At 43.2% G+C, this 18,083-nt stretch carries 18 protein-coding genes; 7 read left to right on the forward strand and 11 right to left on the reverse strand.

The window, feature by feature from the left end; translation table 11 throughout:
• Nucleotides 1-65 precede the first annotated feature (65 nt).
• Complete coding sequence (locus CLV32_RS23290) at nt 66-293, reverse strand: sigma factor-like helix-turn-helix DNA-binding protein (RefSeq protein ID WP_243732219.1); 228 nt, start codon at nt 291-293, stop codon at nt 66-68.
• Nucleotides 287-652, reverse strand: a complete 366-nt coding sequence (locus CLV32_RS23295) for an RNA polymerase sigma factor (RefSeq protein ID WP_243732220.1) — start codon at nt 650-652, stop codon at nt 287-289. Before CLV32_RS23295 ends, CLV32_RS23290 begins: the two co-directional genes overlap by 7 nt.
• A gap of 263 nt (nt 653-915) precedes the next feature.
• Here CLV32_RS23295 and CLV32_RS02295 point away from each other — a divergent pair, with 263 nt between their 5' ends.
• Complete coding sequence (locus CLV32_RS02295; RefSeq protein WP_133551968.1) at nt 916-1,149, forward strand: DUF2798 domain-containing protein; 234 nt, start codon at nt 916-918, stop codon at nt 1,147-1,149.
• A 23-nt stretch (nt 1,150-1,172) separates the two neighbouring features.
• Nucleotides 1,173-1,538 carry a cupin domain-containing protein gene (locus tag CLV32_RS02300; protein WP_133551970.1) on the forward strand — a complete coding sequence of 122 codons (366 nt, stop codon included), beginning with the start codon at nt 1,173-1,175 and terminating at the stop codon, nt 1,536-1,538.
• Nucleotides 1,539-1,555: 17 nt separating this feature from the next.
• Here CLV32_RS02300 and CLV32_RS02305 read toward each other — a convergent pair whose 3' ends face one another.
• Nucleotides 1,556-1,876, reverse strand: a complete 321-nt coding sequence (locus CLV32_RS02305) for a hypothetical protein (protein ID WP_133551972.1) — start codon at nt 1,874-1,876, stop codon at nt 1,556-1,558.
• Between the two features lie 156 nt (nt 1,877-2,032).
• On the opposite strand from CLV32_RS02305, the gene CLV32_RS23405 reads away from it, so the two are divergent.
• Together CLV32_RS23405 and CLV32_RS02310 are read left to right on the forward strand one after the other, a co-directional pair.
• A complete protein-coding gene (locus CLV32_RS23405) occupies nt 2,033-2,158 on the forward strand; it encodes a hypothetical protein (RefSeq protein WP_262711499.1) in 126 nt (41 codons plus the stop codon).
• An 83-nt stretch (nt 2,159-2,241) separates the two neighbouring features.
• Nucleotides 2,242-2,607 (forward strand): hypothetical protein, encoded by a 366-nt coding sequence (locus CLV32_RS02310; protein WP_133551974.1) that lies wholly within the window; start codon nt 2,242-2,244, stop codon nt 2,605-2,607.
• 273 nt (nt 2,608-2,880) lie between these two features.
• Here the strand turns inward: CLV32_RS02310 and CLV32_RS02315 are convergent, their stop codons facing one another.
• The 6 genes from CLV32_RS02315 to CLV32_RS02340 form a co-directional block, all read right to left on the reverse strand.
• Nucleotides 2,881-5,913 carry an efflux RND transporter permease subunit gene (locus CLV32_RS02315; RefSeq protein WP_133551976.1) on the reverse strand — a complete coding sequence of 1,011 codons (3,033 nt, stop codon included), beginning with the start codon at nt 5,911-5,913 and terminating at the stop codon, nt 2,881-2,883.
• 2 nt (nt 5,914-5,915) lie between these two features.
• A complete protein-coding gene (locus CLV32_RS02320; RefSeq protein ID WP_133551978.1) occupies nt 5,916-6,848 on the reverse strand; it encodes an efflux RND transporter periplasmic adaptor subunit in 933 nt (310 codons plus the stop codon).
• Complete coding sequence (locus tag CLV32_RS02325) at nt 6,845-8,092, reverse strand: TolC family protein (RefSeq protein WP_133551980.1); 1,248 nt, start codon at nt 8,090-8,092, stop codon at nt 6,845-6,847. Before CLV32_RS02325 ends, CLV32_RS02320 begins: the two co-directional genes overlap by 4 nt.
• A 10-nt stretch (nt 8,093-8,102) precedes the next feature.
• The gene (locus tag CLV32_RS02330; RefSeq protein ID WP_133551982.1) at nt 8,103-8,891 is read right to left on the reverse strand and encodes a phosphatase PAP2 family protein; all 789 of its coding nucleotides are present in this window, start codon (nt 8,889-8,891) and stop codon (nt 8,103-8,105) included.
• A 143-nt stretch (nt 8,892-9,034) separates the two neighbouring features.
• A complete protein-coding gene (locus CLV32_RS02335) occupies nt 9,035-11,428 on the reverse strand; it encodes a TonB-dependent receptor (protein WP_133551984.1) in 2,394 nt (797 codons plus the stop codon).
• A gap of 95 nt (nt 11,429-11,523) precedes the next feature.
• Complete coding sequence (locus tag CLV32_RS02340) at nt 11,524-12,246, reverse strand: hypothetical protein (protein ID WP_133551986.1); 723 nt, start codon at nt 12,244-12,246, stop codon at nt 11,524-11,526.
• 109 nt (nt 12,247-12,355) lie between these two features.
• Between CLV32_RS02340 and CLV32_RS02345 the strand changes: the two genes are divergently transcribed.
• Nucleotides 12,356-13,543: a PepSY-associated TM helix domain-containing protein gene (locus CLV32_RS02345; RefSeq protein ID WP_133551988.1), complete on the forward strand. Its 1,188-nt coding sequence runs from the start codon at nt 12,356-12,358 to the stop codon at nt 13,541-13,543.
• Here CLV32_RS02345 and CLV32_RS02350 read toward each other — a convergent pair.
• A complete protein-coding gene (locus tag CLV32_RS02350) occupies nt 13,515-14,777 on the reverse strand; it encodes a sensor histidine kinase (protein WP_133551990.1) in 1,263 nt (420 codons plus the stop codon). The two genes, CLV32_RS02345 and CLV32_RS02350, sit on opposite strands and share 29 nt — an antisense overlap.
• The gene (locus tag CLV32_RS02355) at nt 14,774-15,451 is read right to left on the reverse strand and encodes a response regulator transcription factor (RefSeq protein ID WP_133551992.1); all 678 of its coding nucleotides are present in this window, start codon (nt 15,449-15,451) and stop codon (nt 14,774-14,776) included. Before CLV32_RS02355 ends, CLV32_RS02350 begins: the two co-directional genes overlap by 4 nt.
• Before the next feature lie 168 nt (nt 15,452-15,619).
• Between CLV32_RS02355 and CLV32_RS02360 the strand changes: the two genes are divergently transcribed.
• The gene (locus tag CLV32_RS02360) at nt 15,620-16,033 is read left to right on the forward strand and encodes an EamA family transporter (RefSeq protein WP_133551994.1); all 414 of its coding nucleotides are present in this window, start codon (nt 15,620-15,622) and stop codon (nt 16,031-16,033) included.
• A gap of 107 nt (nt 16,034-16,140) precedes the next feature.
• Nucleotides 16,141-18,045 carry an LTA synthase family protein gene (locus tag CLV32_RS02365; protein ID WP_208110935.1) on the forward strand — a complete coding sequence of 635 codons (1,905 nt, stop codon included), beginning with the start codon at nt 16,141-16,143 and terminating at the stop codon, nt 18,043-18,045.
• Nucleotides 18,046-18,083: the final 38 nt, after the last annotated feature.

Genomic DNA, 18,083 nt, shown 5'->3' on the forward strand with positions numbered 1-18,083 from the left:
TTTTTGGTCTCGACGGGAAATGAACTACATCTCCTTACTGATCACATTTGTTAATGTCAAATCCCCTAAATATTCGGATAAATCCAACACACACATAAAAACAACACCAACCCCAATCTCTTCCTCAAGATCTTCAACGCATAAACCATTTGCTTCTTCACCGTCTGCTCAGTGGTATTCATCAGCTCCGCAATCTCTTTATGACTCAAGTGTTGCCTCCTGCTCAAAATAAAAACCTGTTTCATCCGTGGCGGCAGTGCATCAATCTCCCTGTCAATAATTTCCTTTAACATATTCCCCTAACCCGATGATCAGTTTGAATCACCCCATGTTCGGCAAACTGTTTAATAGAATCGATGTACTTGTTTTTAACCGATTGGTGTACAACCTTATTTAAAAACTGGTTATGCACACAGCTGTACAAATATCCGGAAAGGTTATGTCCAATCTGCAGCGTCTCACGCTTATCCCAAATCGTCGAAAACACTTCCTGAATCAAGTCCCTGGCCTCTTCCCTATTCTTAAGTTTGTTCCAGGCGTGGTTGTGTAAAATGAATTTATAGCGGTTATAGATTTCAGCAAAAGCATGCTGATCACCGGCTTTTAAAAGTCCGGTTAAATCAGGATCAGTATAATTGCTGTAGTCTACCATAGGATGCCCGCCTCAAACATAGCTAAATGTAGCAATTATTTTATTCCTCCCCGTTTGTTGCCCTAAAAACACCTTCGCTACCTTGCACCGCGTAAACTATAGTATCATAAGCAAACCACCTAAACCCGTCAAAAACCTCGGTAAATACACGAAATATCGTCAAGAATTAACCAATAAAAATCCGCTAATCAACTCAAATTAAACAAGTTAATTTTAGGTCTGATTTTAGTAAACCCCATTATTGAACCTAACAAATCCTAACGATGAAACTTTCAAAAAAACAGGCCGACATCGTATTCATAATTCTGGTTTCTATTTGTACTACCGCGATATTGAGCTTCGGGATTTTATGCACACACCATGCAATAGACAGGGAGTTCTTCACCCTTTGGAGACCCGATTTTATCTCCGGATGTTTGATCTCAATTCCCACAGGATTTATCCTGAACCCATTACTTAAAAAACTAATAGACCATTACACAGAAAAGGATAATTAATATAAATACTACCTTTACCACCCATGATCAGAGCCATTCATCTTTATACCGGAGCCGACGGAAATTCTCATTTTACCCACGGAAGTATCAGCGAAGGCGCATTGTTACAAGCGGATCGCACGCTATTCAAAGAAACTGCAGCGCAATCTACTTACGACTGGCATACCGCCCCTTTTACACAATACGTTATCACCCTATCGGGAATTCTTGAATTTGAAACCAAAAACGGAGCAACATTTACGCTGCATCCCGGGGATGTATTAGTTGCCACCGACACCACAGGTACCGGACATAAATGGAAACTCATCAACGATGAGCCCTGGAAACGCGTTTATATTGTTTTTGAAGAAGGGGCCAACACATATTTCGTGGCCGACGAACAACAATAAAACAGTAACCCGAAGGGTTAGTGATGCACCATCTTGTAAATCTGCTGCATATACGCAGCCTGACTCAATGCTGAAAAAAATTCATGCCACTCTACCCGCGTAAAACACAAACTGATATCCGGAAAGGGCGAAGCTAATACCACGATCTCTGTACCATCCGGATGATATTCGATGTAATCATCAAATTCAAGCTGTCTTGTTGCATTGATAAAAGCATGGAACTGCTCAACAGAGAAGGTCATCAAAACGCTTCTGTTCCATACGTTCACAATTTTACAATTAACGCAGTGGGTAACACAAATATCTCCCTCGCGACTGATTACTGTAGGTTTACACATAGAATCCTGGTTTAGTATCGATGCTGTTGATGCATTGAACAGCCTTATTACAAAGAATGATATTATTTAGAATAATTCCAAATAAAATGATACATTCGAAAATAAAAATAATTGGGTTCGTAAAATTTAGTTTTTGGTTGATGAAAGTATTGATTCATGTATTCCTTACTCAGCTGGCTGGTAAAGGCTGAGCACAGCGGACATATCATCCAGGCCAGCGAACCACAGCTGATTATTGACCAGATTAACCTCGTTTTAAAAAAGACAAACCTTTATAAATAATTAATCTAATTATCATTACCAATCAAACTCGTGCTTACTGAAGAAGTTTATATAAATTTCGTCCCGAAACTATCTATCAAAAAATGAGCATCCATATAGGCCTAATGATCTGGAAAGAAATGAAGCAGCAACAGACCTCTGTTGCCACTTTGGCTGAGTCGCTGGAAATCAGCAAAAACAAACTACAGACTATCCTCAACAGTAAGTCTATAGAAACAGAGCTGCTCCTAAAAATCAGCGAACAATTAAAGTTCAACTTCTTCGAAATGTATGAGAATGAAGCTTTAATCAAAACGCTGAAAAGTCAGTCCAAACAGGAAGCCGATCTGGAAATTGAACGCTTAAAAAGCCTGATCATCGAGAAAAATAAAATCATTGATCTGAAAGATCAGCTGCTCAAAACACAAACGCATATCAACACGCTCATGGAACGTGGACAGTACCGTTAGTCACCAAAATCGCTAAATAATTTGTATACAGATTATTTTAGGTATCAAATTTACAACCCTAAAATAATTAAGGTAATTTACTGATAAACTTAAGCCCACCTCTTTCGGGATTTATTCGAATTTTGTCGAACGAGGTACGAAGAAGATCCGGATCAGGATGGGAGAAAGTGCGGATAAATTTGACGAGATGCTTTAGTTCCGATTTCCTAAATATTTTTAGGATGCCAGGCCCGAAATTATTCACATAACAACCACGCTAAGACACTAGATTTTTCAGATCCTCCAGTCACTATATAGCTTTCTGATCAGACTTGGCAGTACAACCAGCAGCAATGGCAAAGCAATAATAAAACCGCCAATAACAGCAATTGCCAAAGGCTGATGCAGCTGTGCTCCTGCTCCAATGCCCAAGGCCAACGGCAACAAAGCAATAATCGCGCCCAGCGCAGTCATCAGTTTAGGTCTTAACCGAGTAGAAATTGCATAAGTAATAGCCTCATCTACAGACTTTGTAAGCAACGATTCTTTAAACTGGAGGAAAGTAAAAATAGCGTTCTCTCCTATAATGCCGACGATCATAATCAATCCCGTATAACTGCCAACATTGAGTGGCGTATGGGTTGAAATCAAGGCCAGATAACTTCCAGAAATCCCTAATACCGAGATCAGCAGAATCAGAAAGGCAATTTTGAAATCTTTAAAAAGAAATAGAATCACCGTAAACACCAACAAACTGGAAGCGATCAATATGGTAAGCAGTTCGGCAAACGACTGTTTCTGCTCCCTGAAAGCACCGCCATATTCGATGTGATAGCCCGAAGGCAGATTCACCTTTGTATTCACTGTAGCCTGAATATCCTTCATCACACTACCCAAATCCCGCTTATCGAGTCGCGCGGTAACAGCGCCTATCGTTTGCAGGTTCTCTCGCGAAACTTCTGCGCTTCCCGCCTGAAGATCTACCTGAGCCAGGTTCTGGATAGGTATGGCAGTACCATCCGGAAGAAAAATCTTCAGGTTAGCAATATCTGACACACCAAAATTGCGGCTGCCAGGGTAAACCATCCGGATCGGCGACAGCTGTTGTTTGTCGTACATATCCCCTATTACACTACCCTGCATCGCAGTTTGCAGCTGAGCCTGGAAGGATGCCGGGGTAACCCCATACTGTGCCAGTATCCCGTACCGGGGCTGGATATTTACCGTTGGCCCGGACAATACAATCCCGTCAAACACATCGGCCGTGCCCGGAACTTTCGAAATCAGCGCCGCCACTTGTTTGGAAAGCACCTGTAGCTTTTTTTGATCGTTCCCGAATATTTTAACTTCAATAGGTTGGGTAGAGCTCATCAGATCGCCCAGCATATCCCCGATCACCTGACCAAAATCTACAACCAATGCGGGCTGGGTATTTTCAATATGTTCCCTGATCTCAGCTATAACTTCATCGGTGGTCTTGCTTCTGTTGTGCTTCAGCTGGATCAGGTAATCACCGGTATTGGGTTCAGTAATAAAAAAGCCCATCTGCGTGCCCGTTCTTCTAGAATAGGCCTCAACTTCGGGAATCTTCACAATTTCTTTTTCTACTTCTTTCAGCATCCGGTCTGTTTCTTCCAGGGAGGTGCCCGGCGGCGATGCGTAGTCCAAAACAATACTGCCTTCGTCCATTTCCGGCAAGAAACCAGTCTCCAGTCTCGGGTAAGCAAGCACAATAGACAAACTGAGCAACAGCATAAAAATATAGCTGATATAGGGTCTTTCAATAAAATAATGTACCCAGTTCTGGTTTTTCACTTCGTGGAAGGTTTCGGATCTGCCTGTCATGTTACCCGCAGCATTTTTTGTAAGCAGCAGGTAAATTACCGGCAGGCCGATCCAGGTAACCAGGAAGGAACAAACCAGCGTGATGATCATGGTATTCGTCATGACCTGGAAATAGGACCCAGCAACGCCCGTCATCAGTACAAAGGGAATAAATATCACGATTGTACTGATGGATGAACCCAACATCGCAGGAAAAAGATAGCTAATGGCCTTACTCAGCAAACTTACTGTAGGCTCTTCGGGATGTTCTTCATGGGTTCGGTGAATCTGTTCTACCACCACAATAGCATCATCGATAATCAGCCCGATAGCAGCTGCGATAGCGCCCAGCGTCATGATGTTCAAGGAATAGCCAATACCATACAACACAATAACGGTGAGGCATAAGGTGATTGGAATCGTGATCAGAATGGTGGCACTCGCCTTCATCGACCGTAAAAAAAGTATCGCAACAACAATAGCCAGGGCCAAACCTACCAATAGGCTATCACGCACGCTTTTAACCGACTCATTTACAAAATCTGCCTGCACATAATAAGGTTTGATGGAAACTCCCGCAGGCAATATCTTTTTAAGTTGCACCACTTTAGCTGATATCTCCCCTGAAAGATCAATCAGATTGGCATTGGGTTGTTTAATCACAGCAATCAGGATTCCATCTTTCCCGTTGGCATTAATGCGGGTGTATTCTACACTTTGCTGAATGTTGACCGTGGCAATATCGGCAACTCTTATAATTCTGTTTCCTTTTCTGGCCAGCACCAGTTCTTCCAGATCGTTTTTAGTTTTTACGGTGGCATCTGTGACTGATAGATACAGAAAGTTATGATCGGCCAGGTACCCGTTTGATTTGATGAAATTGGTCTGCGCCAAAGCCGCAGAGATCTGATCGGGCGATATGCCTAGCGCCTGCATTTTCTGGGCGTCCAGGTTGAGCCAATATTCCTTGCTCTTGCCACCAATAACGCGGATTTCTGAAACACCATCAACCTGGAAAAGGAATGGCTTGACGGTATAGGTCGCTATTTTTTTAAGTTCGGCGGGCGAATAATTGTGACTTTCCAGACTATATCCGCTAACGGGAAGAATGGAGGGGTTCATTTTCTCGACAGTGATATTTACCCCTGCAGGCAGTGTTGCTGAGATCTTGGCAATCTGTGCTTCAATGCGCTGCTGACTTAAGTCCATATCCGAACCGGGATTCATATAGGCAGAAAGTTCACAGCTACCACGACTGGTCTTGCTCCGCACCAATTGCAGATCAGGCACTTGTTTGACGGCGTTTTCTAAGGGTCGCGTTACGGTAACCACCATCTTATCCACAGGCTGCAGCTCTGCCTCAGCAATGATTTTGATCTTTGGAAAGGTGATCTCGGGAAATAATCCGGTCTTCAATTGTTGGAAAGAATAGACCCCGCCCACCAGCAAAATGACAAGCACCGCCAGTACCGGATTTTTATGGGTGATAAAAAAGTTTTTCATGGCTAGCGCTGGATTTTGACTTTCGCTGTATCGGCCAGCCCATAATTTCCACTGGAAATGATCCGGTCTGTTTTGCTAAAGCGCGGTTCTAGAACTTCAATCGCCCCAGTACTTTCGATACCTTTCTTAACCAACACTTTAACGGCAGTTGAATCATTGATTAGTTTCATTACCCAAAAGGAATCTTCTGTTTCATTAGCCAGCACTGCGGCCTTGGGAAGCACCTGTGCCTGGGCATGTTGCTGCTGCGTTAACCTTACCCTGCCAATTAAACCCTGGGGGATTTCGGTTTTGCTGTTTACCTGGATGATATAGCGTTGTGTTTGTGCCAGGGAATCTACCAAAGGCATCGTTCCTGAAATTATTCCTGTCAGCCTGGTGCCATCTGGCAAAAGCACCTGAAGGGTTTTATTACTTTTGATGATCTGGTTGAGCGCATAAGGAAGATCGAGCAAAAACACGAGGCTATTTCTATTGCTGATGGTGGCCAACGCCTCTCCGTCCTGCACGTAATCCCCATTCTGATGGTTAACCTGCATAATGACTCCCGCCTGCCCTGCCTTGATATTGGAGGTGCCGGAGAACTTAAATCCCGGATCGAGTTGATTAATGGTATTGCCGATGGAACGGGCCTCTTTGGTGATGAGCGAGAACAACAATTGGTTGCGCTGCACCTGCTGACCTGTTCGCGCAGCGGTTTTCTGGACGTAGCCATTGATGTTGGCCTTCACAAAACTTTGCTCGAGATAGGCCGAAACTGCGGGAAGTTCTACATAGTTTGATAAACTGCTATCGCGCACGGTAGTAATGGTAACCGGAGTGGTTGGCGCTGGTGCATCGGGTTCGGCCGTTGGATCTGCGCTGGTACAGGCCGAAAGCATCTCTAAAACAGCGAGTCCGGCGTAGAGAAATTTAGTAAAGTTATGCATCATCATCTGTTCCAGTAATTCAATTGGTTGATCAGTTTGAGTTTGTTTATAGTGGTTTGTCTAAGCAGGTTCTGGGCCGACAAATAATTGTTGATCGCCAGCACATAGTCGGCCACCCGCAGGTCTCCGGTATGCAACAGCTTGCTGTCTACATCAATCAGCCCCTTACTAAAGCGAATCTGTTCGTTTATCTTAGTATACAGCGCATCGGTCTGTGCAATCTGCTGCCTGATCAAGTTAAGTTGCTGGGCATGTTGCCGGTTAAAAAAATTGCGGTATCCGGACAGGGTATTTTCTGCGAGTGCCAGTTTACTATACTGCATTTTCTTTTGGTGACCGTCATATATCGGAACAGAAAAGGTAAAACCTACGCTGGCACCAAAATTCCGGTAAGGTTGGAAGATCAGTGACGAATTGTAGCCACTGTTGCCATAAACACTGAGTCTGGGTTGATAGTTGAGTGCGATAGACTGCCTCAGGTTAATCGTTTTCAGGCTATCGATATCAAAACGCCTGTTAAAGAAGGCTTTTTCGGCAACCAGCAATTCGTTTTGTAATTGAGGTTCCACCAATTTTACCCGGGTGGTATCTGTTGCACCAGCCAGGTAATTCAGCATGGCATAATCGCTCTTAAACTGCAGTTCGGCCTGCTGAAGGCTTAACTCCTGCTGCTGAAGGGTTACCAGAAAGGTGAGGTATTCTGATTGTTTATAGATATTACTTCGGGTGAGGGATTTGAGCAGGCCTTCTTCTTTTTTCAGCAAGGCAACGAGCTCCCGGTTGAAGTTGACTTGATCCTGACTGGCAAATGCGGTAATGTATTGGTCTATAATGTTTTTGTTTAGATCATAAATGGATAGCTGATTGGCATACCGGATCGAATCGCGCTGAATTTTGATGCCTGCCAGCTGGTTATCGATTCTTTTTTTATTGAGCAGATCGTAATTGACATTGAGTAGAACATCCAACGCCTGCCCGTTAGTGATTACTTCATCATAGCCGTAACCACGGATTACCGGCGCATACATGCCCGAACTGCTGCCGGTTACCTGTGGTCGCGCACTTGCTCTGGCAATAAGGCTATCAATACCTGCCGCCCGCTGTTGATTTTCGAAATCCCGGAACACCGGACTGGCCGCTTTTGCCTGCTTCAGGTAATCATCCAGGGTTTTTATGGGTTCCTGTGCAACAGCGCTCAGCGCAGTACAAATCAGGAGGATTATAGTTAAAGAAATGCGTTTGTATCTCATAGCGCTTACTTTAAAACCTTCCGGATAACATCAGGCCATTCCCTCCCTGCCCGTGGAAAGGCATCAGGGTAAAATTGCTTTGTTTTTTAAACATAAACAGCTCCTTGATATACGGATAAACCAGGTAGGCCAGCTTAGTGGAGGCGATCCCAAAGCCTGCGCCGCCTACTACATCGCTAAACCAGTGTTTGTTATTATACATCCGCAGTGTTCCGGTAGCGGTGGCCACAAAATATCCGGCGTAGCCGATCCAGGGATCAACATCTTTATATTCCTGATGGAGAAATTCGGCAGCCATGAAAGCCGAAGCGGTATGGCCCGAAGGAAAGGAGTTATAGCCGCTATGATCCGGACGCTCCCTGCCTACCCACCTTTTGGTGAAATGGGTTGATCCACCCATGATCAGCCCTGAGGTAACGTACAGCATAGAGGCATCGAACAGGTTGTGTTTACCTTTTACCCCTGCCAGGTTTAATGCATAAACCGCTGCCGCAGGTGCAAACTGCATATAGTCATCCAGATGTGCGGCAAAAAGTGGATGGTCTTCCTGCAGCTCGTCTTTGGTGCTTACATCGAGTTGTTTTAAGGCTCCATGGTCGTAAACCGCGCCAAATCCATAGCCCATCAAGGCAACAGGCACGATGAAAGCAGCAACTTTGAATTGTTTTTTTGGAATTTCTTTTCCTGCATACCATCTTGCAGTGGTATCTGCAGGCAGGTTTGTGGTGGTATCTCGATTTTGGGCAAAGCCCTTCAAGCTAGTGGCAAACAGCAAGGAAATTCCAATAATCTTTTTCATGATCTGATATTTAAATCAAAACTAGAACTCAATTATGTAGGAATTCTGTAGCAACTTAACCGGCTAAAAAAGAGTTGATGCAGAGAAACGAAAAAGTCCTTAAACCTGCTGGCTTAAGGACTTTTTAAAGGTGTTTAAGATGATTAAAATTTCAGGATAAAGTTAGCCAGGAAACGCGCAGGCATCTGCGGCGTTAGCCTTACCGACCATGCTTTTTCGCTGGTCAGGTTATCTACTTTAAATCCAATTCTGAATTTTGGTTGATCATAAAACAAGCTTGCATCAAAGATCTGATAAGCCGGAATAATAAATTTAGAATTATAGGTATTGGTGTGGTACGACTGATCGCCGATGTTACCACCAAAACCTGCACCCAATCCTCTTAATTTTCCTTCAGGCATGCGGTAGCTTACCCAGAAGTTAAAAGCATTTGGCGGGCCTGACTGTCCTGGGCGCAAACCATTGTTTCTTACATCAGCAGCCTCAGTAAGTTTACTGTCGTTATAGGCATACCCTACAACAATGTTTAATCCAACAACCGGGTTGGCTGTAAACTCAACTTCCAGTCCCCTGCTCAATTGTGATCCATCCTGAATAGAATAGTTTACATTAACAGGATCCGGACGCAGGATATTCTGCACTTTAATATCGTAATAACTTACTGTACCTAACAATTTATGGTTAAACAGATCTGTTTTTACACCAAACTCCAGTTGATCTGCGTATTCTGCTTTAAAGGCACCGCCATCTCTTTTTACGCCACTTTTGTTGAAGAAACCGTTCATGTAGTTTCCGAAAAGGGAAACCTGGTCTTTAACAACTTCGTAGACTAAACCGAATTTCGGTGATAAAGAGGTTTGTCCGTAAGGACCGGTTTGCACGCCTTGTCCGCTCAATCCACCTGAAGTTTGCCCGGTAACTACGTTATAAACACCTTTGTATTGAAAACGATTGATCCGCAGACTTACCATAGCATTTAAGCGATCGGTTACACTGAAGACATCAGAAACGTAAGCAGCATAGGTATTGTCGCCATTGTACTCTTTACGTAAAGCACCTCTGGATGATAAAGAATCCACTTTAAACTGGCTCACGCGGTATGTTGTTGGGATATTTACAAAATCAACATCGGGAAGGTTTACAGTCACGCGGTCAAAGTCGTTAAAGTTATTGTAGTAATCTAAACCGGCAACAATTCTGTTCCTGTGACCAGCAATTTTGAAGTCGCCAATGAAGTTTTGTTGTAAATCTGTAGCGATAAACTGGGTATAACCCACAATCACATTTGGACGGATCACAGTTTCAGATCTGCCATTCAGGGCGGTGATATCACCACTAATGGATGAACGGGCACGTGAAAGAATAGTCTGGGAAGTCCAGGAATCGGAGATCTTATAATTGATCTGTCCGAAAATATTCATCATCTGCGTTTTATACGTCAGATCGTTGCTCAGGAATGTTTTGTTATAGGGGAAGTTGATATCAGCAATAGATCTGGTTATTTCAGTTTTGCCCGTTGGAACACCTACAAAAGGGTTTAAGCGCACTACAGAAGTACCTTTAGCCTGTCCGAATTCAACATCCAGCAACAAGGAAAGTCGGTCAGTAATCTGATACGAAAAACTTGGCGCAATACTCATGGAGTTGGTATAGCCCTGATCCTGGAAGCTGCGCTCCCAGGTAGTGGCGCCATTGATCCGGAACAACGCTGTTTTATCAGCATTAACAGGTGTGTTGACATCCACAGTTAAACGGTTAAAGTTCCAACTACCGGTATAGTATCCCACTTCTCCGCCGAAAGCATTATAAGGTTTTTTGGTTACACGGTTATACAAACCACCATAGCTACTGGCAATACTATTGCCAAACAAAGTTGCAGAAGGACCTTTGATGGCTTCGATCCGCTCTAAGTTGGCCGGATCAATAAATGAAAAAGCCGCACCGGCTACTCCATTTCTGGCATTAGGCTCGGTGTCAAAACCGCGGGAGCGGAAGGTTACACGACCCTGATTGGCAGTCATAGGGATACCTGCACCGGGAACGTTTTTAGCGATGCTTCCCAGATCTACCGCCATCTGCTCCTGGAAAAGTTCTTTAGGTACTGAATTGTAAACCTGTGGATTCTCCAGATTTTTTAAGGGCAGGCGGGCGATGTAAATGGATTCCTTTTGGGTAAATCTATTTGTGTTTCCTGCAATCGTTACTTCTTGCAGGGCCTGCACATTTTCTCTTTCCAGTTGATAATTGGCGACGGTCGAATCACCAGCGATAACCCTAACAGCAAGATCTTTCTGCGGCGCACCGAGAACCTGGATTCTCAAGGTATAACTACCTGGGGCTACTTGATTAAAAGTGTACTTTCCATCCTCATCTGTAAGGGTTATTTTTTTGTTTTGCAACAAGGTGACTGAAGCGGATGCAAAGGGTTGTCCATCGAAAAGCGTAACTCTTCCAGATATTTTTCCGGTAGTCTGCGCGAAAGTGTTCAAGCCGGTCACTATTAAAATGACAGTCAGGATGCGGTGTAAAAGTCTCATCAAATAAATTTTCTAATTATGTGTTGTAACAGCAAAGATAGAAAAGTTATTTATAACGAGTCTAATTAAGGAATATTAAATCGGGCGTATTCATTTCAGTTGAGAAAAAAGCAATAATTACAGCGGTGCCTGACACTGGTATACGGTATATCCAAATAGGTGCCTGACTTTTTACTTATCCAATCCTGCCTGATCATATACATTCCTTTTAAAGTTGGCCAAAAGTTGGCTTCACCTTTTTCGTCCAGCACAAGTTCTTTTTCCCAATTTTCTGGATTGAAGACCCGAAGTTTAACGCCTGCCTTTGCAGGAGCATTGTTATTGAACGCGCTGATTTTTACAGATTTGCCGACCCAATCGGCTATGATATCGAGAAATTGTTCTGGCATTGGACTGTTGTGCGCTGAGCCAACTGTATACTGTGCACAGAGGTAATCAATGGGCAGCACGTTTTCACCACCCGTTTTTGAACGGTCTATAACGGGATGGGTTGCATTGATTCCAACAATACGGTAAACGCCTTGTTCCTTTGGCAAATAAGAGAATGTCCAGTAGTCTGATTTCATGTGCATTGCTACCGGAATCTTTTTACCGGAAGGTGTAATTACATTAAATTTAAAATCACCAGTCAGCACAAGTTCCTTCCCCTGCTGCCTGTGCCTGATCCCCTGTTCATCAATATTGCCATAGATAATTTCTACTACAACTTCAGTATTAATCTTTCCGATACCCTTAATTTCCAACCAGTAAGCGGCGGCATGCGTCACGCTAGACAAGCCAACTAGTAATAGCAAAAAAGAGATTGATTTCAGAAACATAGCCCTATGATGAACAACAAAGTTACTTATCAATCGCTAAGATTACCCCAACTGTTCTTAATTATTCTAAATAATCGGTAATTTTGGTGTTTAAACACAAATAGGGAATATGGTCGCCAACAATCCGCAAAAAAGAAGCAAGCCAAAAACACTAAAATCGGAATTTGGCAAGGTCATTTCTTTTCTCCATTTGTGGCTCGGACTTGCCGCAGGAACCATCCTGCTTGTTGTTGCACTCACTGGATGTATTCTGACTTTCGAAGATGAATTAACGCCAATCATTTATGCGCAGGAGCAAAAGGTTACGCCTGCTCCGGCTAGGCTCTCTGCAGATTCGCTGGTATCATTAGCGAAGTTGACGTATCCAAAGAAAAAAATCTTCAGGATTTATCTGCCTGCAGAAAAGGATCAAAGTGTGAAAGTAACTTTTGGCACCAAGAAAAAAGGTTACGATTATCTATACATGAACCCTTATACCGGGGCTATTCTTGCTAAGGGCAAGGAAGCAGAACGTTTTTTCCCGGTTGTACTCAACTTACACAGGTATTTGCTGGCCGGCGATACGGGGAAAATAATTACCGGTATTTCCTGTGCGATTACGTTTTTCATGACGCTAAGTGGACTATATCTCTGGTGGCCGAATAACAAGAAGGTTTTGAAGCAACGCCTGAAAGTTAAAATGGATGCTTCGAGAAAACGTTTAAACTGGGATCTTCATGGTGTTGGTGGCTTTTACGCCATGATCTTTTTGTTTTTCATTACGCTGACTGGCCTGATATGGAGTTACGATTGGGTGGAAACCATGATGTTTAAAATGACCGATGGCAAGAAAGAACAGGTGGAAGTGGTTAAAGAACCTGAGGGAAAGATCAAAAAGGAAAAAGGAATTGTAGAACTCGTCGTTACTGCTACAAACACGGTTTATCCCACACACGGGCAGATCATGATTACCTTTCCGGATAAAAAGGGGAAACCTTTTACGGTTTCAAAAGAGAATTCAGCTGCATTAGTGGATACCGTTAGTCAGCTTTATCTGGACAGCAGAACGGCAAAAGTCCTGAAAGTAGCGTCCTTCAGTTCCTTGAGTTTAGGATCGCAGGTCAGGAAACTGAACAAATCGATTCACACGGGGAGCATCCTGGGCTGGCCCACAAAGATTATCGCATTTCTTACCGCTTTGATTACTGCGAGTTTACCTATTACCGGACTGCTAATTTGGCTAGGCCGGGGCAAGAAAAAGAAGAGCAAGCCGAAGGTTAATCCTTTACTCAGTAAGCCGGAGCCAGCCGTATTGTAAACGTGTGGTTATGTTGCTTCTGATCGTAACTAATTTCGAAACCATATAAGTTGCAGATCTGTTTGCTGATGGCAAGGCCAAGTCCCATCCCCTCCGATTCATTGGATTTGGAGAACCGGTCAAACAAGCGGTTCTGGAATCGCGTTTCTTTGCCAGTATTGGAAATTGTCAGCGTTTCGGCAGAAAGCGAGATCCAGATCTGACCACCGGGGATATTGTGTCTTACCGCATTACTAAAAAGGTTGTTCAATAAAATATCAGCGAGATATCGGCTCATCTGAATTTTCTTTTCCGAGAGATCAGCATTAATCTGCAAGTTATCCCGTTCAAAGAGCTCCTTAAACTGCCTGATTTTACCCGAAATCATGTCTTTCAGATCAATCTCCTGCGCATCGGAGATTAGGTTATTCTCAATTTTAGCCAGGAGTAAGAGCGACTGGTGCAAACGTGACAGTCGACCTGTAGCATGGTAAATATCTTCCAGCAACGCGCCCTGATATTCGGTAAAAGACTCAGTTTGTAGCAAAGAATCAAGTTTTGAATTGATGACCGCAAGTGGGGTCATCATTTCGTGCGATGCATTGTCGGTAAAGCTTTTAAGTTCCTTATAGTCCTGCCTTACCTTTTCGGCCATGGCATTTGCCGAGGTATTGAGCTCATTAAATTCGTCGATGCGCGTGGGTTCTGCAATGATTGTATCCGTTTTGGCGACTTCAAAATTCCGCATGCCATCTAAAGTCACGTAAAAAGGTTTCCATAGCCTGTTTAACACAAATCGGTTGATCAAGAACAGGGAGATTAGCACGATAATGGTAACACCGAGGGTAATCAGCAGGATAATCCTGACCAGGTCTTCAGATTCTACCCGCGATTTGGTGATAGTTACCTCAATGAGTTTACCATTTAACCGCACTGAGGTAACCAAGCTTCTTCCCGGCTCTGTTTCTTTTTCTTTGGGGTCAACATACGTCGTATAACTGAAGTCGCGTACAACCGGAGCATTCGCTAGCAGTTTTTTGTAGGATACCTGCTGATCGAGATAACTTGCAGGCAAGGGCAATTTCTGGTATGTGCTGGTATATTGTCTGATTTCGTTCTCTTCTACTGCCAGATCCCGATCAAGTTTATTGGTTAAGATCAGGTGGATAAACAGGTAATAAAGGACGCCAGTGATGACCAATACAAAAATTGAGGTCAGGATGTTGACGCGGTTGTAGCGTGCAGATAATTTCATAGCTCGCCAAATTTATAGCCTATGCCGTAGATGGAACGCAAGTAATCTTTTGCTCCTGCTTCGCTAAGCTTTTTCTTTAAATTTTTAATGTGCGTATAGATAAAATCGAAATCGTTGGAAAGATCCATTTCGTCGCCCCAAAGGTGCTCGGCTATGGCATTTTTTGAGACTACCTTATTCTTGTTGGACAACAAGTAGATTAAAAGTTCATATTCTTTTTTTGTTAGTATGACCGGATTATCTGCAACGGACACTTTCATCGCAGATACATCAACCTTGATTTCATTGAAAGTGATCACATGATCACCATCAAAATTTTTCCTACGCACAATGGCACTTACCCGGGCTTTGAGTTCAGAAAGATGAAAAGGTTTGACAAGATAATCATCGGCACCGAGATCCAGCCCCGCAAGTCGGTCGTCCAGAGAGTGTCTTGCAGATATGATCAGCACGCCATCTCTTTTATGCAACTTTTTAAGTCGCGATAAAAGCTGCAGACCTTCTCCATCTGGCAGACCCAGATCCAGCAGGATGCAATCGTAGTTGTAGAGTTCAATTTTCTCGGATGCTGCAGCAAAATTAGACGCGTGCTCACAGATATTCCCCTCGCCGGTAAAGTATGCGAGCATACTTTCCATCAGGGCCTGTTCATCTTCGATGATTAGAATTTTCATATTCGTAAATTATCAAATTTAGCCGTCAATTCTGTAGAGACTCTGTAGATTTTTACCATATCTTTTTTTCCAGGGTTTCGGAAATAAAAAAACAATTTTTCTACAGAATTGGCGCCTATTTTAGTAGCTAACGGACTGTAGAATTAACTGTCATTAAAGATTTAACTCATGTGGAAATTTTATGCACTATTATCAGCGTTCTTCGCTGCAGCAACGGCAATCTTAGCGAAGATTGGTATCAAGGGGGTTAATGGAAATATCGCCACTGCATTGCGTACGGTTGTCATATTGTTTATCGCCTGGGGCATTGTTCTCGCTTCGGGAGAAATATCAGAACTGAAAACCTTAAGCAAGAATAACTTGATTTTTCTGGGCTTGTCGGGTGTTGCTACGGGCCTCTCCTGGATTTTCTATTTTAAAGCTTTGGAAACAGGTGACGTAGCTAAAGTGGCGCCTATCGACAAACTCAGCGTTGCCATCGCCATGGGATTGGCTTTTCTGATCTTAAAAGAACCTATCGAAACCAAGACACTGATTGGAGGACTTATGATCGTTGGCGGTAGTTTGGTGATACTTTTATAAGACACCACTTTTCGTATAAATTCTGACTACAGAATTGCTTCAGAATGTGCAGATACCTTCGCTGCCTACTCACGTAACTTATGCAACCTGGACTCAAAATACACAATTTGCTTACTAAGAGATTTGGGGCAGTGCTCTTAGCTGGCATACTTTCCTGCGGAATTTCGCTGATGACTAGGATCGTCTTACTGATTAACAGCGCCAGTTCTTTTGACTGGTCTTTTTCGAGCCTGCTTAAGGTGTTTTTGATCGGTCTGCTGTACGACGTTGCAGCTGCATCTTTTGCACTCATTCCTCTGGTTATCTATATTTGGGTAATGCCCTCCAAATGGTACAATAGTAAGACGAGCAGGTTCTTGTTGCTGACCTATTTTTTTATCGTTATTGCAACCTTAATTTTTAATGCAGTGTCTGAATGGTTTTTCTGGGAGGAATTTTCTGTTCGGTACAATTTCATTGCTGTTGATTATCTGGTCTACACCACGGAGGTGTTGGGCAACATCAGGCAATCTTATCCGATCAATAGCATTTTAGCGGGGCTGTTCGTGCTTACTGCTGTGTTACTCTATTTCCTGAGTCCTGTAATCAAGAAGTCTACGCTGCCCAGTATGCCTTTTAGGCAACGCAGTATTATTGCACTCTCCATTTTGATTTTACCGGTGCTGGTTTACTTCTGCGTTAGTCATAAATGGAAATACCAAAGCGATAATCAATATGTAAATGAGCTTTCTGGCAACGGCATGTACGATTTTGGTTTCGCTTTCTGGCACAATGAACTCGATTACAATACTTTTTATAAAACACTACCTGTAAAAACAGCGAACGCAATCCTCGGAGCGCTTCTGTCAGGAAAAAAAATCCCTGGCCGGGATAACTTGATCAATACCAAGAGATTGATTGCAAGTGAAGCTACAGAGCGCAAAATGAATGTGGTGCTCATCAGCGTGGAAAGTCTGAGTGCTGAGTTTTTAGGCAGCTTTGGCAATAGCCAAAAAATTACCCCACAGCTGGATTCACTGGCCAGTCAAGGGCTGTTGTTCACTAATCTATATGCATCTGGTACAAGGACGGTACGCGGACTGGAAGCACTTTCTTTATGTATCCCACCTACACCCGGACAATCTATTGTAAAGCGTCAGAACAATCAGGGACTTTTCACGCTAGGCAATATCTTTCGCTCCAAGGGATATGACAGTCGTTTTATTTATGGTGGTTACGGGTATTTTGATAATATGAATGAATTCTTTTCTCAAAACGGCTACAATGTGACTGATCGCAGTTCATTAACGGATAAAGAGATTCACTATTCAAATATCTGGGGCGTAGCCGACGAGGATCTTTTCAGCTTGTCAATCAGAGAAATGGATAAGGATTATAGTGCTGGGAAACCATTTTTTGCCCACATCATGACTGTATCTAACCACCGCCCATATACTTATCCCGAAGGACGGATTGATATCCCTTCTCATACCAGCAGAGAGGGCGCTGTGAAATACACCGACTACGCGATTGGCAAGTTTATTCGGGAGGCAAAAGGTAAGCCTTGGTTTTCCAATACCCTCTTCGTGATTGTTGCCGATCACTGTGCCTCAAGTGCCGGAAAGGTGGAGTTACCCGTAAATAAATACCATATACCAATGATTATGTATAGCCCCGGACATATTGCTGCTGGTAAATTTGATCGACTTACCGCACAAATTGATATTGGTCCAACCATCCTTGGCTGGTTAAACGTTAATTATACCAGCAAGTTTTTTGGTCAGGATGTATTCAAGTTACCTCTTGGTAAAGAACGTGCATTTATCAGTACTTATCAAAGTCTTGGCTATATTAAGGATGGCAAACTGGTGATCCTTGATCCGAACAAAAAGACGGCTACCTACAGACCTGATTTTAACACCGGCAATGCGGTACCAATTGCTGAAGATCAGCGTTTGCTTCAGGAAGGCATTGCCAATTACCAAATGGCATCTTATTTATATCAAAAAGGTCTTTATCAATTTGAAAAATAAGTATCGTATTCTGGTTTCTTCAACCTTATCGTCCTAAT

The sequence above is a fragment of the Pedobacter duraquae genome, from assembly GCF_004362245.1.
In the GTDB taxonomy this organism is placed as follows: domain Bacteria; phylum Bacteroidota; class Bacteroidia; order Sphingobacteriales; family Sphingobacteriaceae; genus Pedobacter; species Pedobacter duraquae.

Excerpts from the sequence above, each read along its gene's own strand:
- CLV32_RS23405 (WP_262711499.1), top strand. The coding sequence starts at position 2,033 with ATGTATTCCTTACTCAGCTGGCTGGTAAAGGCTGAGCACAGCGGACAT.
- CLV32_RS02340 (WP_133551986.1), bottom strand. The coding sequence starts at position 12,246 with ATGTTTCTGAAATCAATCTCTTTTTTGCTATTACTAGTTGGCTTGTCT.
- CLV32_RS02300 (WP_133551970.1), top strand. The coding sequence starts at position 1,173 with ATGATCAGAGCCATTCATCTTTATACCGGAGCCGACGGAAATTCTCAT.
- CLV32_RS02360 (WP_133551994.1), top strand. The coding sequence starts at position 15,620 with ATGTGGAAATTTTATGCACTATTATCAGCGTTCTTCGCTGCAGCAACG.
- CLV32_RS02295 (WP_133551968.1), top strand. The coding sequence starts at position 916 with ATGAAACTTTCAAAAAAACAGGCCGACATCGTATTCATAATTCTGGTT.
- CLV32_RS02345 (WP_133551988.1), top strand. The coding sequence starts at position 12,356 with ATGGTCGCCAACAATCCGCAAAAAAGAAGCAAGCCAAAAACACTAAAA.
- CLV32_RS02350 (WP_133551990.1), bottom strand. The coding sequence starts at position 14,777 with ATGAAATTATCTGCACGCTACAACCGCGTCAACATCCTGACCTCAATT.
- CLV32_RS23295 (WP_243732220.1), bottom strand. The coding sequence starts at position 652 with ATGGTAGACTACAGCAATTATACTGATCCTGATTTAACCGGACTTTTA.
- CLV32_RS02320 (WP_133551978.1), bottom strand. The coding sequence starts at position 6,848 with ATGATGATGCATAACTTTACTAAATTTCTCTACGCCGGACTCGCTGTT.
- CLV32_RS02315 (WP_133551976.1), bottom strand. The coding sequence starts at position 5,913 with ATGAAAAACTTTTTTATCACCCATAAAAATCCGGTACTGGCGGTGCTT.
- CLV32_RS02305 (WP_133551972.1), bottom strand. The coding sequence starts at position 1,876 with ATGTGTAAACCTACAGTAATCAGTCGCGAGGGAGATATTTGTGTTACC.
- CLV32_RS02325 (WP_133551980.1), bottom strand. The coding sequence starts at position 8,092 with ATGAGATACAAACGCATTTCTTTAACTATAATCCTCCTGATTTGTACT.
- CLV32_RS23290 (WP_243732219.1), bottom strand. The coding sequence starts at position 293 with ATGTTAAAGGAAATTATTGACAGGGAGATTGATGCACTGCCGCCACGG.
- CLV32_RS02355 (WP_133551992.1), bottom strand. The coding sequence starts at position 15,451 with ATGAAAATTCTAATCATCGAAGATGAACAGGCCCTGATGGAAAGTATG.
- CLV32_RS02330 (WP_133551982.1), bottom strand. The coding sequence starts at position 8,891 with ATGAAAAAGATTATTGGAATTTCCTTGCTGTTTGCCACTAGCTTGAAG.
- CLV32_RS02335 (WP_133551984.1), bottom strand. The coding sequence starts at position 11,428 with ATGAGACTTTTACACCGCATCCTGACTGTCATTTTAATAGTGACCGGC.
- CLV32_RS02310 (WP_133551974.1), top strand. The coding sequence starts at position 2,242 with ATGAGCATCCATATAGGCCTAATGATCTGGAAAGAAATGAAGCAGCAA.